A 15,283-nucleotide genomic window follows, 5' to 3' on the forward strand; every position below is an offset into this window, starting at 1 on the left:
GGAGCCCGGCCGCCTGGGCCCGTCGTGACCCCGGCCGCCCGGCCGCCCGGCTGCCCGGCCGTCGGGGCGTCGGGGCCTCAGGCGCCCAGCTGCCGGGCGGCGGCCTGGACGGTCTGCTCCAGCAGGGTGGCGATCGTCATCGGCCCCACCCCGCCCGGCACCGGCGTGATCAGCGAGGCCCGCTCCACGGCGGAGTCGAAGTCGACGTCACCGACGTTCCCCGCGTTGTAGCCCGCGTCGATCACGACCGCGCCCGGCTTGATGTCCTGCCCGCCGATCAGCCGCGGCCGGCCGACCGCGGCGACGACGATGTCGGCCTCGCGGACCGCCGCCGACAGATCGCGGGTGCGCGAGTGGCAGTACGTCACGGTCGCGTCCCGGGCCAGCAGCAGCATGCCCACCGGCTTGCCGAGGATCGCGCTGCGGCCCACGACCACGGCTCGCTTGCCGGCCGGGTCGACGCCGTACTCGTCCAGCAGCCGCAGGATGCCGCCCGGGGTGCAGGAGACGAAGCCCGGCAGGCCGAAGCTCATCGTGGCGAACGAGGCGAAGGTGACACCGTCCACGTCCTTCTCCGGCGCGATCGCCTCGAACGCGGCCCGCTCGTCGACGTGCTCGCCCACCGGGTGCTGCAGCAGGATGCCGTGCACCCCCGGGTCGGCCGACAACTCCCGCAGGGTGCCGACGAGTTCCTCGGTGGTCGTGGCCGCGGGCAGGGCCACGTGACGCGACTCGATGCCGGCCTTGCGGCATCGGTTCTGCTTCATGCGGACGTAGGTCACGGACGCCGGGTCCTCGCCGACCAGCACGGTCGCCAGACACGGTGCGGTCCCGGTCCGCTCGGTCAGACCGGCGGCCTGCCGGGCGGTTTCCTCGACGATGCGGCGGGCGGGCGCGGTGCCGTCCATCAGACGGGCCTGAGTCATGCTGCACACTCCTGAGCTGGATCGATTCTCCTCGCCCAGGCGCGCGGCAGACACCACGGACCGCTCCCCGGTGGTGCTCCACCTCAGCGCCAGTCACGGCCCGGGTACAGGGTAGCCGAGGGCACGTGCGCCCCGTCACCGCTGGCCGGGGAGGTCCAGGCCGGCCCTGGGGCGACCTGGACCCGCGCTCCTTCCCGGCGCTGCCGTGCCGGACCGGTGTCCTACTCGTCCCAGGCCTGGATGATGAGCTGGTCGGCGATCTTGCCGTCCCGCAGGGTGACCATCGACTCGGCCAGCACCCGGGTGCCGTCCCCGTACTCGCAGGACTCGCTGTACGCGGCCTGGTCGCCCTGGACCACGCACCTGTCCAGCTTGTGTGTCATGTCGCGGCTGTAGATGTCGTCCAGCAACTCGGCGATCCGGCCCCGGCCGTGCAGGACCGTGGGATGGCTCGGCTGGTTGTTGCGGTCGACGATGCGGATCTCCGCGTCGTCGGTGTAGAGCGACAGAAGGGTGTTGCCGGTGTTCCCCTCTATGGCCCGGCGCAGTGTCTCGGTGTCGAAAGCGGACCCCGTCGCGGTACCCATGGTGACCTCCTTCAGGGGCCCGCGGCCCGTCCGGGAGCGGGCCGCACGGGTCCCGTCTTCGAGCCTCCTCCGTCCCGGCGCCCCCGGCAAGCGCGCTCACCCCGGCTCCGCCTCACGGGTGAGCGCGCCCCGCCGCCCGTGTCCGGCCGGGGCCCGGGGCCGTTGCTGAGGACATGATCCCAACACGACGTATCGTCGCCGCCCTCGGCCTCGCCGCCGGGGTCACCGGTCTTGCCGCGCCGCTGGCGAACGCGGCCGACGCGAGCGCACCGGCCACCGGGCAGATCAGTCCCATGGCCGTGCTCGACTCGCTCACCGTCAGCGACATCCCGGCCCAGTACAAGGCCGGGGTCCCGCGGGTCTCCGAGCAGACGCGGGCGCTGAACCAGATCAACGAGCTGGACCGGCTGGGCGAACTGTGGCAGGTCGCCGGTCTGGTGGCGCCCGTGACGGGCCTGCTGCCGGCCGTCGAGGCCTGATCTCCCGCCGTACCCGAGGGCCGTCCCGGCGAGGGGCGGCCCTCACCGCTGCGCCGGGGCCAGGGAGCGCGGGAGGATCCGTCCGCCCTCCCCAACTCCCGTTGCGGGTGGCGGAAAGATCCACGATCACCGTCGTGGTCCGTCCCCCCTGCCGGGCGGTCCCGCGTAGGGTCGGCGGCGAAGGCAACCGAAGAAGGGACCAGACCATGGCGCAGGAAGTGCGCGGCGTGATCGCACCGGGCAAGGACGAGCCCGTACGGGTCGAGACGATCGTGGTACCGGACCCCGGGCCCGGCGAAGCCGTCGTACGCATCCAGGCCTGCGGGGTCTGTCATACCGATCTGCACTACAAGCAGGGCGGCATCTCGGACGACTTCCCCTTCCTGCTCGGCCACGAGGCCGCCGGTGTCGTGGAGTCGGTCGGCGAGAACGTCACCGATGTCGTCCCCGGCGACTTCGTCGTCCTCAACTGGCGTGCGGTCTGCGGACACTGCCGGGCCTGCCTGCGGGGGCGGCCCTGGTACTGCTTCGACACCCACAACGCACGGCAGAAGATGACGCTCGCCGCCACCGGCCAGGAACTGTCCCCGGCCCTCGGCATCGGCGCCTTCGCCGAGAAGACGCTGGTCGCGGCCGGCCAGTGCACCAAGGTCGACCCGGCCGTCTCCCCGGCGGTCGCGGGCCTCCTCGGCTGCGGGGTGATGGCCGGCCTCGGCGCCGCGATCAACACCGGGAACGTGGGCCGGGGCGACTCGGTCGCCGTCATCGGCTGCGGCGGGGTCGGCGGCGCGGCCGTCGCCGGGGCGAACCTCGCCGGCGCGGCGAAGATCATCGCGGTGGACATCGACGACCGCAAACTGGACACGGCCCGCGGTCTGGGCGCCACCCACGCCGTCAACTCCAAGGAGACCGACCCGGTCGAGGCGATCCGCGAACTCACCGGCGGCTTCGGCGCCGACGTCGTCATCGAGGCCGTCGGCCGCCCGGAGACCTACAAGCAGGCGTTCTACGCCCGCGACCTCGCCGGCACCGTCGTCCTCGTCGGCGTGCCCACTCCGGAGATGAAGCTCGAACTGCCCCTGCTGGACGTCTTCGGCCGCGGCGGCGCCCTCAAGTCCAGCTGGTACGGCGACTGTCTGCCCAGCCGCGACTTCCCCATGCTGGTCGACCTGCACCTGCAGGGCCGCCTGCCGCTCGACGCGTTCGTCACCGAGACCGTCCGGCTCGACCAGGTGGAGCAGGCGTTCGAGCGGATGCACCAGGGCGACGTGCTGCGTTCGGTGGTGGTGCTGTGATGACCGTACGCATCGAACGTCTCGTCACCTCCGGCCAGTTCACCCTCGACGGCGGCACCTGGGACGTCGACAACAACGTGTGGATCGTCGGCGACGAGCGGGAGGTGATCGTCATCGACCCCGCCCATGACGCCGAGGCCGTCCTCGGCGCCGTCGACGACCGGCGGGTCACCGCGATCGTCTGCACGCACGCCCACAACGACCACGTGAACGCGGCACCGGAGCTCGCGGCCCGGACCGGCGCCACCATCTGGCTGCACCCCGACGACCTGACGCTGTGGCGGCAGACGCACCCCGACCGCGACCCCGACCGGCACCTCCTGGACGGCCAGGTCATCGAGGCCGCGGGCGCCGACCTCACCGTGCTGCACACCCCCGGGCACGCCCCCGGCGCCGTCTGCCTGTACGAGCCCGCCCTCGGCACCGTCTTCACCGGCGACACCCTCTTCCAGGGCGGCCCGGGCGCCACGGGACGCTCCTACTCCCACTTCCCGACGATCATCGAATCCATCCGCGACCGGCTCCTCACCCTCCCCCCGGAGACCAAGGTCCTCACCGGGCACGGGGACAGCACGACCATCGGTGCGGAGGCTCCTCACCTGGAGGAGTGGATCAAGCGCGGACACTGACGGAACGTCCCGGCGCAGCCCCGGCGGTCATCGCTCGCCGCACCCGACAGGGTATGGACTCCCGCTGACCGCCGGCCGGCCGTGCACGCCTCGCTGACCGCCGGCCGGCCGGCCGTTCACGGGCTCCGCCGGCCGTCGGCGACCGGTCATGGGCTCCCGCCGACGCCGGCCGGCCACGGGCTACCGCCGGCCGTCGGCGGACGGGAGCGCCCACCGGGCCGGGTGGCCGGGCGGCAGCGCCAGGTCCTGGCGCACGGCCGTGTAGTAGCCCGCACGGCCGGTCCGCTGCCGCTCCAGCAGTTCCTGCCACGCCTGCGGATCGCGGATCCCCTCCCGCAGGAACCGCTCCATGTCCATCAGCGACACCACCCACACACGGGCCTGGTCTACCACCGCCGTGCTGCCCAGCAGGAGCAGGGCCTCGCCCGCCGGATCCCGGTCGTGGGCGGCCTGGGCGAGCAGCGGTGCGGCCTCGTCGGGCGACAGCGGATGGGGGTGCGGGTCGTTGCCGAGGTGGGCGGCGACCCGGTACGTCAGCGTCACCGCCCGCTTCAGCGTGCGGGCGTACTCCGAGTAGACGGCCAGCCGGCGTTCCTCCCAGCGGGCCGCCTCCTCGCGCCGGAACTTCGCCCGGTCGCTGCGCACCACGGCCAGATACGAGCCGAGGGCCCCGATCACGACCCCTATGAGGGCCGGGAGTTGCTGCAGGAACGCCGTCATGGGAGCACGTTACCCGCGCCGCCGGCCGCCCCGTTCGTGCCGTCTTCCCATGGCGGCGGGCCCGGGGCACCGCCGCGACCGTCGGCCGGGAGCCGCCCGGCGCCCCGGCCGCGTGTCCCGTCCCGGCCGTCAGCCCGAGGCCGCCGCGAGTGCCCGGAGCACCCGGTCGGTGTCGGCCTCGGTGGTGCGCCAGTTGCTGAACGCCGCGCGCAGCCCGGGAATCCCGCCGTACACGGTCGGCGTCACATACGCCTCCCCGGACGCGGTGACCGCCCGGGCCAGCTCCGCCACCCGCTCCGTGGTCGGATCCGCGGCGAGGGTGAAGCACACCACGTTCAGCCGTACCGGGGCCAGCAGACGCAGACCCGGCAGCGCCTCGACGCCCGCGCCCAGCCGGCGGGCGAGGGCGACGTTGCGTTCCACGATCTCCCGGTGCCCGTCCCGCCCGTAGGCCGTCAGCGAGAACCAGGCCGGCAGGGCCCGCAGCCGGCGCGAGTTCTCCGGGGTCAGATGCAGGAAGTCGGGCTGGCCCTCCGGCAGGCCCAGATACGGCGAGGAGTTGTGGAACACCGACACCTGCAGATCGCGTCGCCGGGTGAACTGGACGGCCGCGTCATAGGGGACGTTGAGCCACTTGTGGAGGTCCACGCAGACCGAGTCGGCCGCGTCCAGCCCGTCGACCAGCGGGGCGTACTCCGGGCAGAGCGCGGCGAACGCGCCGAACGCCCCGTCCACGTGCAGCCAGAAGTCGTACCGTTCCTTCAGGGCGGCGATCGACCGCAGGTCGTCGAAGTCGACCGTGTTCACCGTGCCCGCGTTCGCGACGACGATCACCGGCCGGGCCGCCCGCTCGGCCAGCGCCGCCTCCAGCGCGGTCACGTCGACGGCCTCCCGCCCACCGGACAGCAGCGGCACCCGGCACAGCCGGTCCCGGCCGAGGCCCAGCACCGACATCGCCTTCGGGACACTGGAGTGCGGGCTGCCCGAGAGCACGTCGAGCGGACCCAGGGCCGCGGCACCCTCCCGGGAGACGTCCACACCCAGTCGTTCCCCGGCCCACTCCCGGCCGATGGCCAGCCCGACCGCGTTGGACATGGTGGCGCCCGTCACGAACGCCCCGCTGTGCGCCTCTCCCAGCCCGAACAGCTCACGCAGCCACGCCACGGTCTCGCGCTCCAGTTCCTGGGCCCAGGAGCCGCCCGCCGCGGACAGGTTCTGGTCGAACGCGGACGTCAGCCAGTCCCCGGCCACGGACGCGGGCGTCGCCCCGCCGGTGACGAAGCCGAGGTAGCGCGGACCGGCGGAGCCGGAGAAGCCGGGCGCCCACCGCTCGGCGAACCGGGCGAGGGCGCCCTCGCCCCCCGCGCCCTCGGCCGGCAGCGGCACCCGCCCGGGAGCCCGGCCGGGCGCGGCCACCGGCCGGCCGGCCAGCCCCGCCACCTCCCGGGCGGCGACGTCACGGGCGGCCTGGAGCAGTTCGGGGAGCCGGGAGAGATCGTCGGCGAGCGTCCGGTGCATACGACGGAGCGTAGAGGGCGGGGCGGGCGGGTGCCCGGTCCACTTGGTGAGGAGTGGACCAGGAAAACTGGACCGGTGGACTCTGGATTCGTCGCCGCGCTCGGTGACTGGCGCACCCGGCCCGGCCCGCTCGCCCGTTCCCTCGCGGCGGCGGTCCGGGACGCCGTGGCCGACGGCAGGCTGCCGGTCGGCACCCGGCTGCCCTCCGAACGGCAGCTGGCCGGCATCCTGCGCCTCAGCCGCGGCACGGTGGTCGCCGCGCTCAGCCTGCTGCGCGCCGACGGCTGGCTGCGCACCCGGCACGGCAGCGGCAGCGCCGTACGCCTGCCCGCCCGCCTCACCGAGCGCACCACTCCCTGGTCCCTCGACCGGGGCGGTGCCGCCGACGCCGCCCTCGACCTCACCCTCGCGGTGACCGCCGCGCCCCACGACGCCTACCGCGCCGCCCTCGCCCGCGCCGCCGAGCTGAGCGCGCCCCTGCTCGTCGACTCCGGCGTCGCCACGGCCGGCCTGCCCCGGCTCCGTGAACTCCTGGCGGACCGCTACACCCGCGCCGGCCTCGCCACCCGCCCCGAACAGATCCTGGTGACCGCAGGCGCCCGGGCCGCCCTCACCCTGCTCCTGGATCACCTGCACACCGACCGCAGGGCACCCGTGCTGGTGGAGAACCCGGCCTTCCCCGGCGCCCTCGCCGTGCTGCGGGCCCGCGGGACCCGGCTGCTGCCGGTTCCCGTCTCGGCCGCGGACGGCTGGGACACCGCGCATCTGACCGCCACCGTCCACCGGCACCGGCCCCGACTGGCCTACCTGGTCCCCGACTTCCATAACCCGACCGGCGCCCACATGACCGCGGCCGGACGCCGGGCGGTCGCCGAGCTCGCCGACCGCCACGGAGTGACCGTCATCGCCGACGAGACCATGCGCGACCTGGACCTGCGAACACCCGCCGGCACCGAACCCCACCTCGCCGGGGCGCACGTGATCCAGATCGGCTCCGCGAGCAAGACGCTGTGGAGCGGCCTGCGGGTCGGCTGGATCCGGGCCGGCGCCGACCTCGTACGGCAGCTGCGGATCGGTCCGCTCCAGGCCCTGCTCGCGCCGCCGCCCCTGGAGCAGCTCGTCGCCGCCGAACTGCTCGGCGCGCCGCTCTCGTCCGTGCTCGCGGACCGGCGGGCCCGGCTGCGCGCCCAGCGCGACCACCTCGTCGCGCTGCTCGACGGCACGGGCTGGACCTTCACGGTCCCGGCGGGCGGCCTGACCCTGTGGCTGCACCTGGGTGCCACCGGCCCGCACGCCGTCGACCTCGCGGCCCGGGCCGCCGCACGCGGCCTCGCGGTGACCCCCGGCCCGCACTTCAGCGCCGACCGCACCACTCTCGGCCGCCACCTGCGGCTGCCGTTCACGGCGACCCCGCAGACGCTGACCCGGGCGGTCGGGCTGCTGAGGGAGTGCTGTACGGTCTGAACTTCACCGTTTCGTCACAGCCTGACCGGAAACACAACCATGCTCCGCCCTGCCGGGTCTAGTAGTCCGAGACCGCGGGAATCGCGCTGGGAGACCCCGGGCGAAGGCCCGGACGGACCGCAGCACCGGATCAGGGAAGAGGTAGAGGCCACCATGGGGGGCATAAGCAGAAGAGGCGTCGTCGCGCTGGGCGTCACGGGACTGGTGGCGCCGCTCGCGCTCGCCTTCACCGCGGCACCGGCGCAGGCCGCGAGCTGTACCACGGCGACGGGGCCGTACCAGAAGCAGGTGGAGAAGTTCCTGGGCCGCCCGGTCGACGGCAAGCAGTCCGCCGCCGACTGCAAGGCCGTCCAGGCCTTCCAGAACAAGCACGGCATCACACCGAACATCGGCTATGCCGGGCCCGTCACCTGGGGTGTGATGGACCTGATGAACAAGCAGAAGGCCGTGGGCGACAAGCCGAACAAGGCAGGCAAGTGCCCCACGAACAAGGGCCGGATCGCCTGCGTGAACCTCACGCTCCAGCTCAGCTGGATCCAGGACGGCAGCCGGCTGGTCTACGGCCCGGTGCCGGTGCGCACCGGACGCGACGGCTACGAGACCCGCACCGGTCTGAAGAAGATCTACTGGCGGGACATCGACCACGTGTCCGACCTCTATGACGTGCCGATGCCCTACAGCCAGTTCTTCGACGGCGGCCAGGCGTTCCACTCGGTGGGCCTGAGCATGTGGAACCCGCCGGGTTCGCACGGCTGCGTCAACATGACGCCGGCGGTGGCCAAGAAGTACTGGTCGCTGCTGAAGAACGGCGACGACGTCTTCGTCTACGGCCGCAAGCCGGGCACCTGAGCCGTAGCCGTGCACCTGAGCCGGACGGCTCGCGTCACACCCCGGGGGCGTCCCCGAAGTCCGGGATCTCCAGCCGCACTCCGCCCTGCCGTGCCGATTCGTGCGCGATGACGCCCGGCAGGGTGTAGCGGGCGGCCACCCACGCGTTCACCGGCGGCTGCGTGCGCGTGGTGACGGCGGTGACGAAGTCGTCCGCCAGGAAGTGGTGGCTGCCCTCGTGCCCGTTGGGCAGCCCGTCGAACTCCCCCGGCAGCCGTGACCGGTCGTGCACCGGTGCCGCGCCCGAGGTGAAGGCCGCCCGCAACGCGGGCGCGACGTGCGCCGACGACGGGTCGCCGGGCGTCGGCGTCCGCCGGGGCTCCAGCAGTTCGCTGATGTCCTCGACCCCGTTCTTGTCCTGCCACAGCGCCACCGTCGCCAGCTGCTCCATGCTGGCCTCGGTCCCGAAGAACCGGAACCGGGATTCCCGGATGTGCGAGGGGTAGCCGACCCGCCGGAACTCGTTCGTACGGAACGATCCGCCGCCCGCCACCTCGAACAGGGCCGTCGCGTTGGACACGTCGTTGTCGAACTGGCTCACCGAACGGTCGAAGACGCCGTCACCCCGCTCGTCGCGCACCCCGATCGCCGACACGCTCACCGCGTGGGTCCGCCAGGCGCCGAGCACCCCGCCGACCGAGTGCGTCGGGTACAGCAGCGGGGGATAGCTGGCGGTCGCCTTCCAGTCGGCTCCGCCGCTGTACCGGTAGGCGTCGTAGAACCCGAGGTCCATGTCGTGGACGTAGTCGCCCTCGGCGTAGAAGACGCGGCCGAAGGCGCCCCGGGCGATCCGGTCGCGGGCGTGCACGGTGGCCGGGTGGTAGTGGCTGGTCTCGCCCATCATGTAGGTCAGCCCGGTGGCCCTGACCGCCTCGACGATCGCCGCGATCTCCTCGGTGGTGACGGCCATGGGTACGGCCGAGTACACGTGCTTGCCCGCGTTCAGGGCCCGCAGGACCAGCGGGCCGTGGGTCCAGCGCTGGGTGAAGACCGCGACCGCGTCCACGGCCGGCGACTCCAGCATCGCCTCGTACGACGGGAACGTGCCCGCGAGACCTCGCTCGGCGGCGAGCCGCTCGGCCCGCTCGGGCAGCAGATCCGTGACGTGGACCTCACGAACGCCCGGATGGGCCTGGAAGAGCGTGGCGAACTGTCCGGAGAACTGCCCCGCGCCGACGATGCCGAGAGAGAAAGTCATACCGATTACTTTCGGGACGGAAGAATCCTCCCGTCAAGATGTCGGCAAGGACGGCTCATGTGCGCCGACTCTCCCGCTAGTCTGGCGCCATTGCTTCTGAGTCGAAAGAAAATGGGGTACCGGACTTCATGTCCAGTTGGCAGCCGCTCAGTCCCGTGGAGCGCTCCGTGGCGATCGAGGTGCTCGTGCACGGCCCGCTCTCGCGCACCGAGCTGGCCCGCCGGCTGCGCCTTTCCCAGGGCAGCCTCACCCGACTGACCAAGCCGCTGATCGAGTCCGGGCTGCTGGTGGAGGCCGCCGGGCCCGGCGGGGCGGGGGAGACCCGGCAGGGGCGTCCCTCGCGGCCGCTCGACGTCGTCGCCGGGGCCCGCTCCTTCCTCGGTTTCAAGATCACCGCCGACCGGGTCCACGGCGTCCGCACCACCCTGCGCGGTGAGGTGACCGCCCGGCTGGACCGCCCGCTGGCCACGCACGACCCGGGTGCCGTCGCCGGCCTGCTGGCCGAGGCGGCCGGAGACCTCTCCGCCGGCCACCCCGCCCCGGCCGGCATCGGCATCGGTGTGGGCGGACGGGTGCACGAGCGGTCGGTCGTCGCCGAGTCGGCCTTCCTGGGCTGGCGGGACGTGCCCCTCGCGGCACTCGTACGGGAGCGCACCGGACTGCCTGTCGTGGTGGAGAACGATGTGGCGGCCCTGGTGGAGGCCGAGACCTGGTTCGGCGCGGGCCGGGGGCTCGACCGCTTCGCCGTCCTGACCATCGGTGCCGGCATCGGCTACGGGCTGGTGCTCGGCGGCAGCCGGGTGCCGCACGACGAGGAGGACCGCGGCTTCGGCCGGAACTGGATCATCGACCCGCACGGCCCGCTCACTCCCGAGGGCGCGCGGGGCAGTGCCGTGTCGTACCTCACCATCCCGAGCATCCGCTACCAGGTCGCTGCCGCCACCGGCCGCGACACCGGCTACGAGGAGATCCTCGCCGGTGCCGCGGCCGGCGAGCCGATGGCCTTCCGGGTCGTCGACGAGGCCGCCCGCGCCCTGGGCACCCTGGTCGCGCAGATCGCCAACTTCGCGATGCCGCAGAAGATCCTGCTCGCCGGGGAGGGGGTCGGCCTGATGGATGTGGCCGGGGACACGGTCCGCGACACCGTCCGCGCCCACCGGCACCCGCTGGCCGCCCCCGTGGACCTGGAGACGAAGGTCTCCGACTTCCACGACTGGGCGCGCGGGGCGGCCGTACCGGCGATCCAGGTGCTGGTGCTCGGCCTGACCGGGCAGTGAACTCCCGCTTCCGGTTGACACATTGACGTGATGAGTAACACGGTCCGATATGTCCGTATCGCGGCTACTTACTCACGGCGCCTTCACGTCGGTCGGCATATGCTTCACAGCATGTCCACCACTGTTGCAACCGCCTCCGAGCGATCGGCCGCGGAGGTCAACGAGGAGATCCGGGCGCTGTGGCGCCGGTCGGGCGGGACACTGACCACCGAGCAGCGCGCGCAGTACCAGCGCCTCGTGATGGAGTGGGCCGCCGCGGCCCCGCAGCCGCACCGGGCGGCCTGACCGACCCGCGCACACCGCGCCGTACCGCCGAGGGCACCCGTGACCGCACGGGTGCCCTTTCCGTCGTGCCCGGTTCCGCCGGCTCCGCCTCTCCCCGCTCCGGGGCCGGGTGCCGGGACTCCGTTCACCCCCAGGTCGCCGAGTAGTACCGCTGATACGCCTTGCGGTCCTGCTCGGCCCGGATGTACCGGGTCGCGACCAGCGCGATCAGACTGCCCGCGATGACCAGCAGGCCGGGCCCCACGTTGCGGGGATCCGTCAGCCGCGCCAGCAGCGTGCCGCCCTCCGCGCCGCCCGTGACCGGTGCCGAGGAGCCCGGCGAGGCCGAGTTGGGGGCCATCGCGCCCTGGCCGGCGGGGGCCGGCGGCGCACCGGACGGCGGGCCGCCCTGGGCGCCGCCCGCGTTCTGCGCCGACACGATCAGCCGGACCCCGAGCGTCGCCATCGCCTGGGTCACCGGCTGGAAGAACGTCGTCCCGCCCGTGGTGCAGTCACCGCTGCCGCCCGAGGTGACACCGAGGGCGACGCCCTCGGAGAACATCGGGCCGCCGCTGTCGCCCGGTTCGGCGCACACGTCGGTCTCGATGAGCCCGGTGACCGTCCCCTCCGGATAGTTGACGGTCGCGTTCAGCGCGGTGACCCGGCCGTCGTGCAGCCCGCTGGTGCTGCCGCTGCGGAACACCCGCTGCCCGACCGCCGGATCGGCGGCCCCGGTGATCCGCACACCCTTGCCGCCGCCCACCGCCACGACGTCGGCACCCTCCCCGGCCTTGCCGCCGGCGTACTGCACGAGCGAGAAGTCGTTGCCCGGGAAAGCGCTGTTCACGGTGGAGCCGAGCTGCCGGCCGCCCTGGTTGTCGGCGAACCAGACGGACCCGGCGGGCCCGCAGTGGCCGGCCGTGAGGATGAAGTCCGACTGCCCGTTCGTGACGTTGAACCCCGCCGAGCAGCGGCCGCCGGTCGACAGGATCGGCTGGGCGCCGTTCAGCCGTGTGGTGAACGTGCCCTTCGTACGCTCCATGTGCACGAAACCACCGATCCGCGCGGCGACCCCGGTCAGCCGCGACCAGTCCCCGGCGGACACGGTGCGGTCCGCCCGCACCACGACCCGGTTGGTCCGGTAGTCCACCGCCCAGGCCGTGCCCGCCACCCGGGGCGCCGAACCCAGCGTGGCCGTCGCCGACTTCAGCTCGTCCATGCTGTGCGCCACGACCTTCGCCTCGGCCCCGGCCGCCCGGACGGCCCGTGCCGCCGACCGGTCGGTCACCGCCACGACCGGGCGCCCGTCGGCGCCGATCCAGCTGCCCGCCGTCCGGGCTGTGCCCAGGCGTGCCGCCAGCGCGGCGCCGGTGTCCCCGGCGGAGCCGAGCGTTCTGACGGAGGCCGGCGGGGTCTGGCTCGCCATGGCCGCCTGCGCGACCATCGCGCCTCCCAGGACGAGTCCGCCGACCGCCGCCAGCCGTGTCACTCGCCGGACGACCCGTCGTCGTACGTGCCGCATGCATGGCTCCCGAAGCCGCCGGACGCGCGGTGCCCCGACCGGCACCGCGGAGCCCTCGGAACGTCGGGGGCCCGCCCCTGGATACGGCGTCCGTGACGGCGGCGTTCACCGGCCGCAGTCAGTTCTTGCGGGCCACCCCGCCGAACATCGCGACCTCCTCCGGCTCGGCCCCGTGATCGTGCTCCGGGCGCCAGCGCGAGCAGGACACCACGCCCGGCTCCAGCAGTTGCAGTCCGTCGAAGAACCGGACCACGTCCTCGGGGCGGCGCTGCGTGAGCTTCGGGGTGCCGTGCTCGTTCCAGAACTTCACCGCCTCGTCCACGTCCGGCATCGTCGGGCTGGTGATGGTGTGGGACAGCACCAGGTGGCTGCCGGACGGCAGGCGGTCCGTCAGCTGCCGCACCAGACCGTACGGGTCCTCCTCGTCGCCGACGAAGATGACCACCCCGAGCAGGATCAGCGCCACCGGCTCGGTGAAGTCCAGGGTGCGCGAGGCGTGTTCGAGGATGGCGTCGACGTTGCGCAGGTCCTCGTCCAGATAGTCCGTACGGCCCTCGGGCGTGCTGGTCAGCAGGGCCCGCGCGTGCGCCAGGACCAGGGGGTCGTTGTCGACGTACACGATCCGGGACTCCGGCGCGATCCGCTGCGCCACCTCGTGGGTGTTGTCGGCGGTGGGCAGCCCGGTGCCGATGTCCAGGAACTGCCGGATGCCGAGGTCACGGACCAGATGGCGTACCGCGCGGCCCAGGAAGAGCCGGTCGGCCCGGGCGTACTCCCCGATGCCCGGGTGCAGTTGGCGGATCTGGTCGCCGGCCGCACGGTCGACCTCGTAGTTGTCCTTGCCGCCCAGCCAGTAGTTCCAGATCCGGGCGGTGTGCGGCTGGCTGGTGTTGATGCGGGCGCGCAGCGACCCGGCCACGTCGTTGGTGGCTGCCGGGTTGTCGGTCACGTGGGGTCAGCTCCTGGATGCCTGATGAGATGCCTGACGAGAGATACACCGTGCACGACGCAATCTAGACGCCCGAGTTGACCTTCGCTGCCCGGCCGGCGAATTCCGCCGCCGCCGTCACCACCGGCTCGTACGGTCCTCCGGCTCGCACGGTCACCGGCTCGTAGGGTCCTCCGGCTCCCACGGTCACCGGCTCCGTCCGGCTCGTACGGCCCGCCGCCTCCGTCCGGCTCGCCCCGCGGCCGCCTATCTTGAGCCCCATGACCCGCATCCCGCACGACACCCCCGGCGTACCGGACCCGCTGCGCGCACTCGGCCTGGAGCGGCTGCGACGTCGTACGAGCATGAAATGGCGCACCTACCCCGAGGACGTGCTGCCCCTGTGGGTGGCCGAGATGGACGTCCCGCTGGCCGAACCGGTCGTCCGCGCCGTCACGGACGCACTCGCCCTCGGCGACACCGGGTACCCCGCCGGCACCGCCTACGCCGAGGCCCTCGCCGCCTTCGCCGCCCGGCGCTGGGACTGGCACGGCGTCGCCCCGGAGCGGACCGCGATCGTCCCGGACGTGATGCTCGGCGTGGTCGAGATGATCAGGCTCGTCACCGGGCCCGGCGACCCGGTGATCGTCAATCCGCCGGTGTACCCGCCGTTCTTCCAGTTCGTCACCCACATGGACCGCCGGGTGGTGGACGCCCCGCTCGGCGCCGGCCTGCGCCTGGACCCCGGACTCCTGGAGGAGACGTTCCAGCGGGCCACCGCAGACGGCGGCCGGGCCGCCTACCTGCTGTGCAGTCCGCACAATCCCACCGGCACCGTGCACACCGCCGCCGAACTCGCCACCGTCGCCGGCCTGGCGGAACGGTACGGCGTCCGGGTCGTCGCCGACGAGATCCACGCCCCGCTCGTCACCCCGGGCGTCCCCTTCGTGCCCTACCTGAGCGTGCCCGGCGCCGAGCGCGGCCTGTCCCTGATGTCGGCCTCCAAGGGCTGGAACCTGGCCGGGCTCAAAGCCGCGCTGGCCCTCGCGGGGCCCGCTGCCGCCGCCGACCTGGCCCGGCTGCCCGAAGAGGTGAGCCACGGCCCGAGCCATGTCGGCGTCATCGCGCACACCGCCGCCCTGCGGGAGGCCGGCGACTGGCTCGACGCGCTGCTGGCCGGGCTGCGGGCCAACCGGCGCCTGCTGGCGGACCTGCTGGCCGGCCACCTGCCCGACGTCCGGGTGCACCCCGCCGAGGCCACCTTCCTCGCGTGGCTCGACTGTCGTGCGCTCGGCCTCGGCGACGACCCCGCCGGTGCCTTCCTCGAACGCGGCCGGGTGGCCCTCAGCTCCGGACTGCCGTTCGGCACCGGCGGCGCGGGACACGCACGACTGAACCTGGCGACATCGCCCGACATCCTCACCGAGGCGGTACGGCGGATGGCGGCGGCCCTCGCCTGAACCCGGCCGCGGGACCGCCGGCCCGGCCGGTCCTCGCCCAAATCCGACCGCGGGACCGCTGGCCCGGCCCGGTCCTCGCCTGAACCCGGCCACCGGACCGCCGGCCCGGCCCGGCCCTCGCCTGACCC

At 73.5% G+C, this 15,283-nt stretch carries 15 protein-coding genes and 1 riboswitch; of the genes, 8 read left to right on the forward strand and 7 right to left on the reverse strand.

Annotation, left to right across the window (positions count from 1 at the left end; all coding sequences use genetic code 11):
• Nucleotides 1-77 precede the first annotated feature (77 nt).
• Entirely contained in the window at nucleotides 78-926 is an 849-nt protein-coding gene (locus tag GT045_RS06490) for a bifunctional 5,10-methylenetetrahydrofolate dehydrogenase/5,10-methenyltetrahydrofolate cyclohydrolase (protein ID WP_161333575.1), read from the reverse strand.
• 26 nt (nucleotides 927-952) lie between these two features.
• Nucleotides 953-1,033: riboswitch (ZMP/ZTP riboswitch) on the reverse strand.
• Between the two features lie 114 nt (nucleotides 1,034-1,147).
• Entirely contained in the window at nucleotides 1,148-1,513 is a 366-nt protein-coding gene (locus tag GT045_RS06495) for a nuclear transport factor 2 family protein (RefSeq protein WP_161286893.1), read from the reverse strand.
• Nucleotides 1,514-1,686: 173 nt separating this feature from the next.
• On the opposite strand from GT045_RS06495, the gene GT045_RS06500 reads away from it, so the two are divergent.
• From GT045_RS06500 to GT045_RS06510, 3 genes are all read left to right on the forward strand, one after another.
• Entirely contained in the window at nucleotides 1,687-1,992 is a 306-nt protein-coding gene (locus GT045_RS06500; RefSeq protein ID WP_161286892.1) for a hypothetical protein, read from the forward strand.
• Nucleotides 1,993-2,198: 206 nt separating this feature from the next.
• Nucleotides 2,199-3,287, forward strand: a complete 1,089-nt coding sequence (locus tag GT045_RS06505) for an S-(hydroxymethyl)mycothiol dehydrogenase (protein ID WP_161286891.1) — start codon at nucleotides 2,199-2,201, stop codon at nucleotides 3,285-3,287.
• Complete coding sequence (locus GT045_RS06510) at nucleotides 3,287-3,916, forward strand: MBL fold metallo-hydrolase (protein ID WP_161286890.1); 630 nt, start codon at nucleotides 3,287-3,289, stop codon at nucleotides 3,914-3,916. The genes GT045_RS06505 and GT045_RS06510 overlap by 1 nt, the downstream gene beginning before the upstream one ends.
• 180 nt (nucleotides 3,917-4,096) lie before the next feature.
• Here GT045_RS06510 and GT045_RS06515 read toward each other — a convergent pair whose 3' ends face one another.
• Both GT045_RS06515 and GT045_RS06520 read right to left on the reverse strand, forming a co-directional pair.
• A complete protein-coding gene (locus GT045_RS06515; RefSeq protein ID WP_161333576.1) occupies nucleotides 4,097-4,636 on the reverse strand; it encodes a hypothetical protein in 540 nt (179 codons plus the stop codon).
• 129 nt (nucleotides 4,637-4,765) lie between these two features.
• Nucleotides 4,766-6,154 carry a pyridoxal-dependent decarboxylase gene (locus tag GT045_RS06520; RefSeq protein ID WP_161333577.1) on the reverse strand — a complete coding sequence of 463 codons (1,389 nt, stop codon included), beginning with the start codon at nucleotides 6,152-6,154 and terminating at the stop codon, nucleotides 4,766-4,768.
• Nucleotides 6,155-6,229: 75 nt separating this feature from the next.
• Between GT045_RS06520 and GT045_RS06525 the strand changes: the two genes are divergently transcribed.
• On the forward strand, nucleotides 6,230-7,618 hold the full coding sequence (locus GT045_RS06525; RefSeq protein ID WP_161333578.1) for a PLP-dependent aminotransferase family protein: 1,389 nt from the start codon (nucleotides 6,230-6,232) through the stop codon (nucleotides 7,616-7,618).
• 153 nt (nucleotides 7,619-7,771) lie between these two features.
• Nucleotides 7,772-8,467 carry a L,D-transpeptidase family protein gene (locus GT045_RS06530; RefSeq protein WP_161298725.1) on the forward strand — a complete coding sequence of 232 codons (696 nt, stop codon included), beginning with the start codon at nucleotides 7,772-7,774 and terminating at the stop codon, nucleotides 8,465-8,467.
• A 34-nt stretch (nucleotides 8,468-8,501) separates the two neighbouring features.
• On the opposite strand, the gene GT045_RS06535 is transcribed toward GT045_RS06530, so the two are convergent.
• On the reverse strand, nucleotides 8,502-9,704 hold the full coding sequence (locus GT045_RS06535) for a Gfo/Idh/MocA family oxidoreductase (RefSeq protein WP_161333579.1): 1,203 nt from the start codon (nucleotides 9,702-9,704) through the stop codon (nucleotides 8,502-8,504).
• Between the two features lie 128 nt (nucleotides 9,705-9,832).
• Between GT045_RS06535 and GT045_RS06540 the strand changes: the two genes are divergently transcribed.
• A complete protein-coding gene (locus tag GT045_RS06540; RefSeq protein WP_202516847.1) occupies nucleotides 9,833-10,981 on the forward strand; it encodes an ROK family transcriptional regulator in 1,149 nt (382 codons plus the stop codon).
• A 99-nt stretch (nucleotides 10,982-11,080) separates the two neighbouring features.
• Entirely contained in the window at nucleotides 11,081-11,266 is a 186-nt protein-coding gene (locus GT045_RS06545; RefSeq protein ID WP_161298723.1) for a hypothetical protein, read from the forward strand.
• A 124-nt stretch (nucleotides 11,267-11,390) separates the two neighbouring features.
• Here the strand turns inward: GT045_RS06545 and GT045_RS06550 are convergent, their stop codons facing one another.
• Together GT045_RS06550 and GT045_RS06555 are read right to left on the reverse strand one after the other, a co-directional pair.
• The gene (locus GT045_RS06550; RefSeq protein WP_161333580.1) at nucleotides 11,391-12,767 is read right to left on the reverse strand and encodes a S1 family peptidase; all 1,377 of its coding nucleotides are present in this window, start codon (nucleotides 12,765-12,767) and stop codon (nucleotides 11,391-11,393) included.
• 118 nt (nucleotides 12,768-12,885) lie between these two features.
• Nucleotides 12,886-13,716, reverse strand: a complete 831-nt coding sequence (locus tag GT045_RS06555) for an SAM-dependent methyltransferase (protein ID WP_161333581.1) — start codon at nucleotides 13,714-13,716, stop codon at nucleotides 12,886-12,888.
• A 260-nt stretch (nucleotides 13,717-13,976) separates the two neighbouring features.
• Between GT045_RS06555 and GT045_RS06560 the strand changes: the two genes are divergently transcribed.
• Nucleotides 13,977-15,155 (forward strand): aminotransferase class I/II-fold pyridoxal phosphate-dependent enzyme, encoded by a 1,179-nt coding sequence (locus GT045_RS06560; protein ID WP_161294354.1) that lies wholly within the window; start codon nucleotides 13,977-13,979, stop codon nucleotides 15,153-15,155.
• The last annotated feature ends 128 nt before the right edge of the window (nucleotides 15,156-15,283 follow it).

It is taken from the genome of Streptomyces sp. SID486 (assembly GCF_009865385.1).
Classification (GTDB): domain Bacteria; phylum Actinomycetota; class Actinomycetes; order Streptomycetales; family Streptomycetaceae; genus Streptomyces.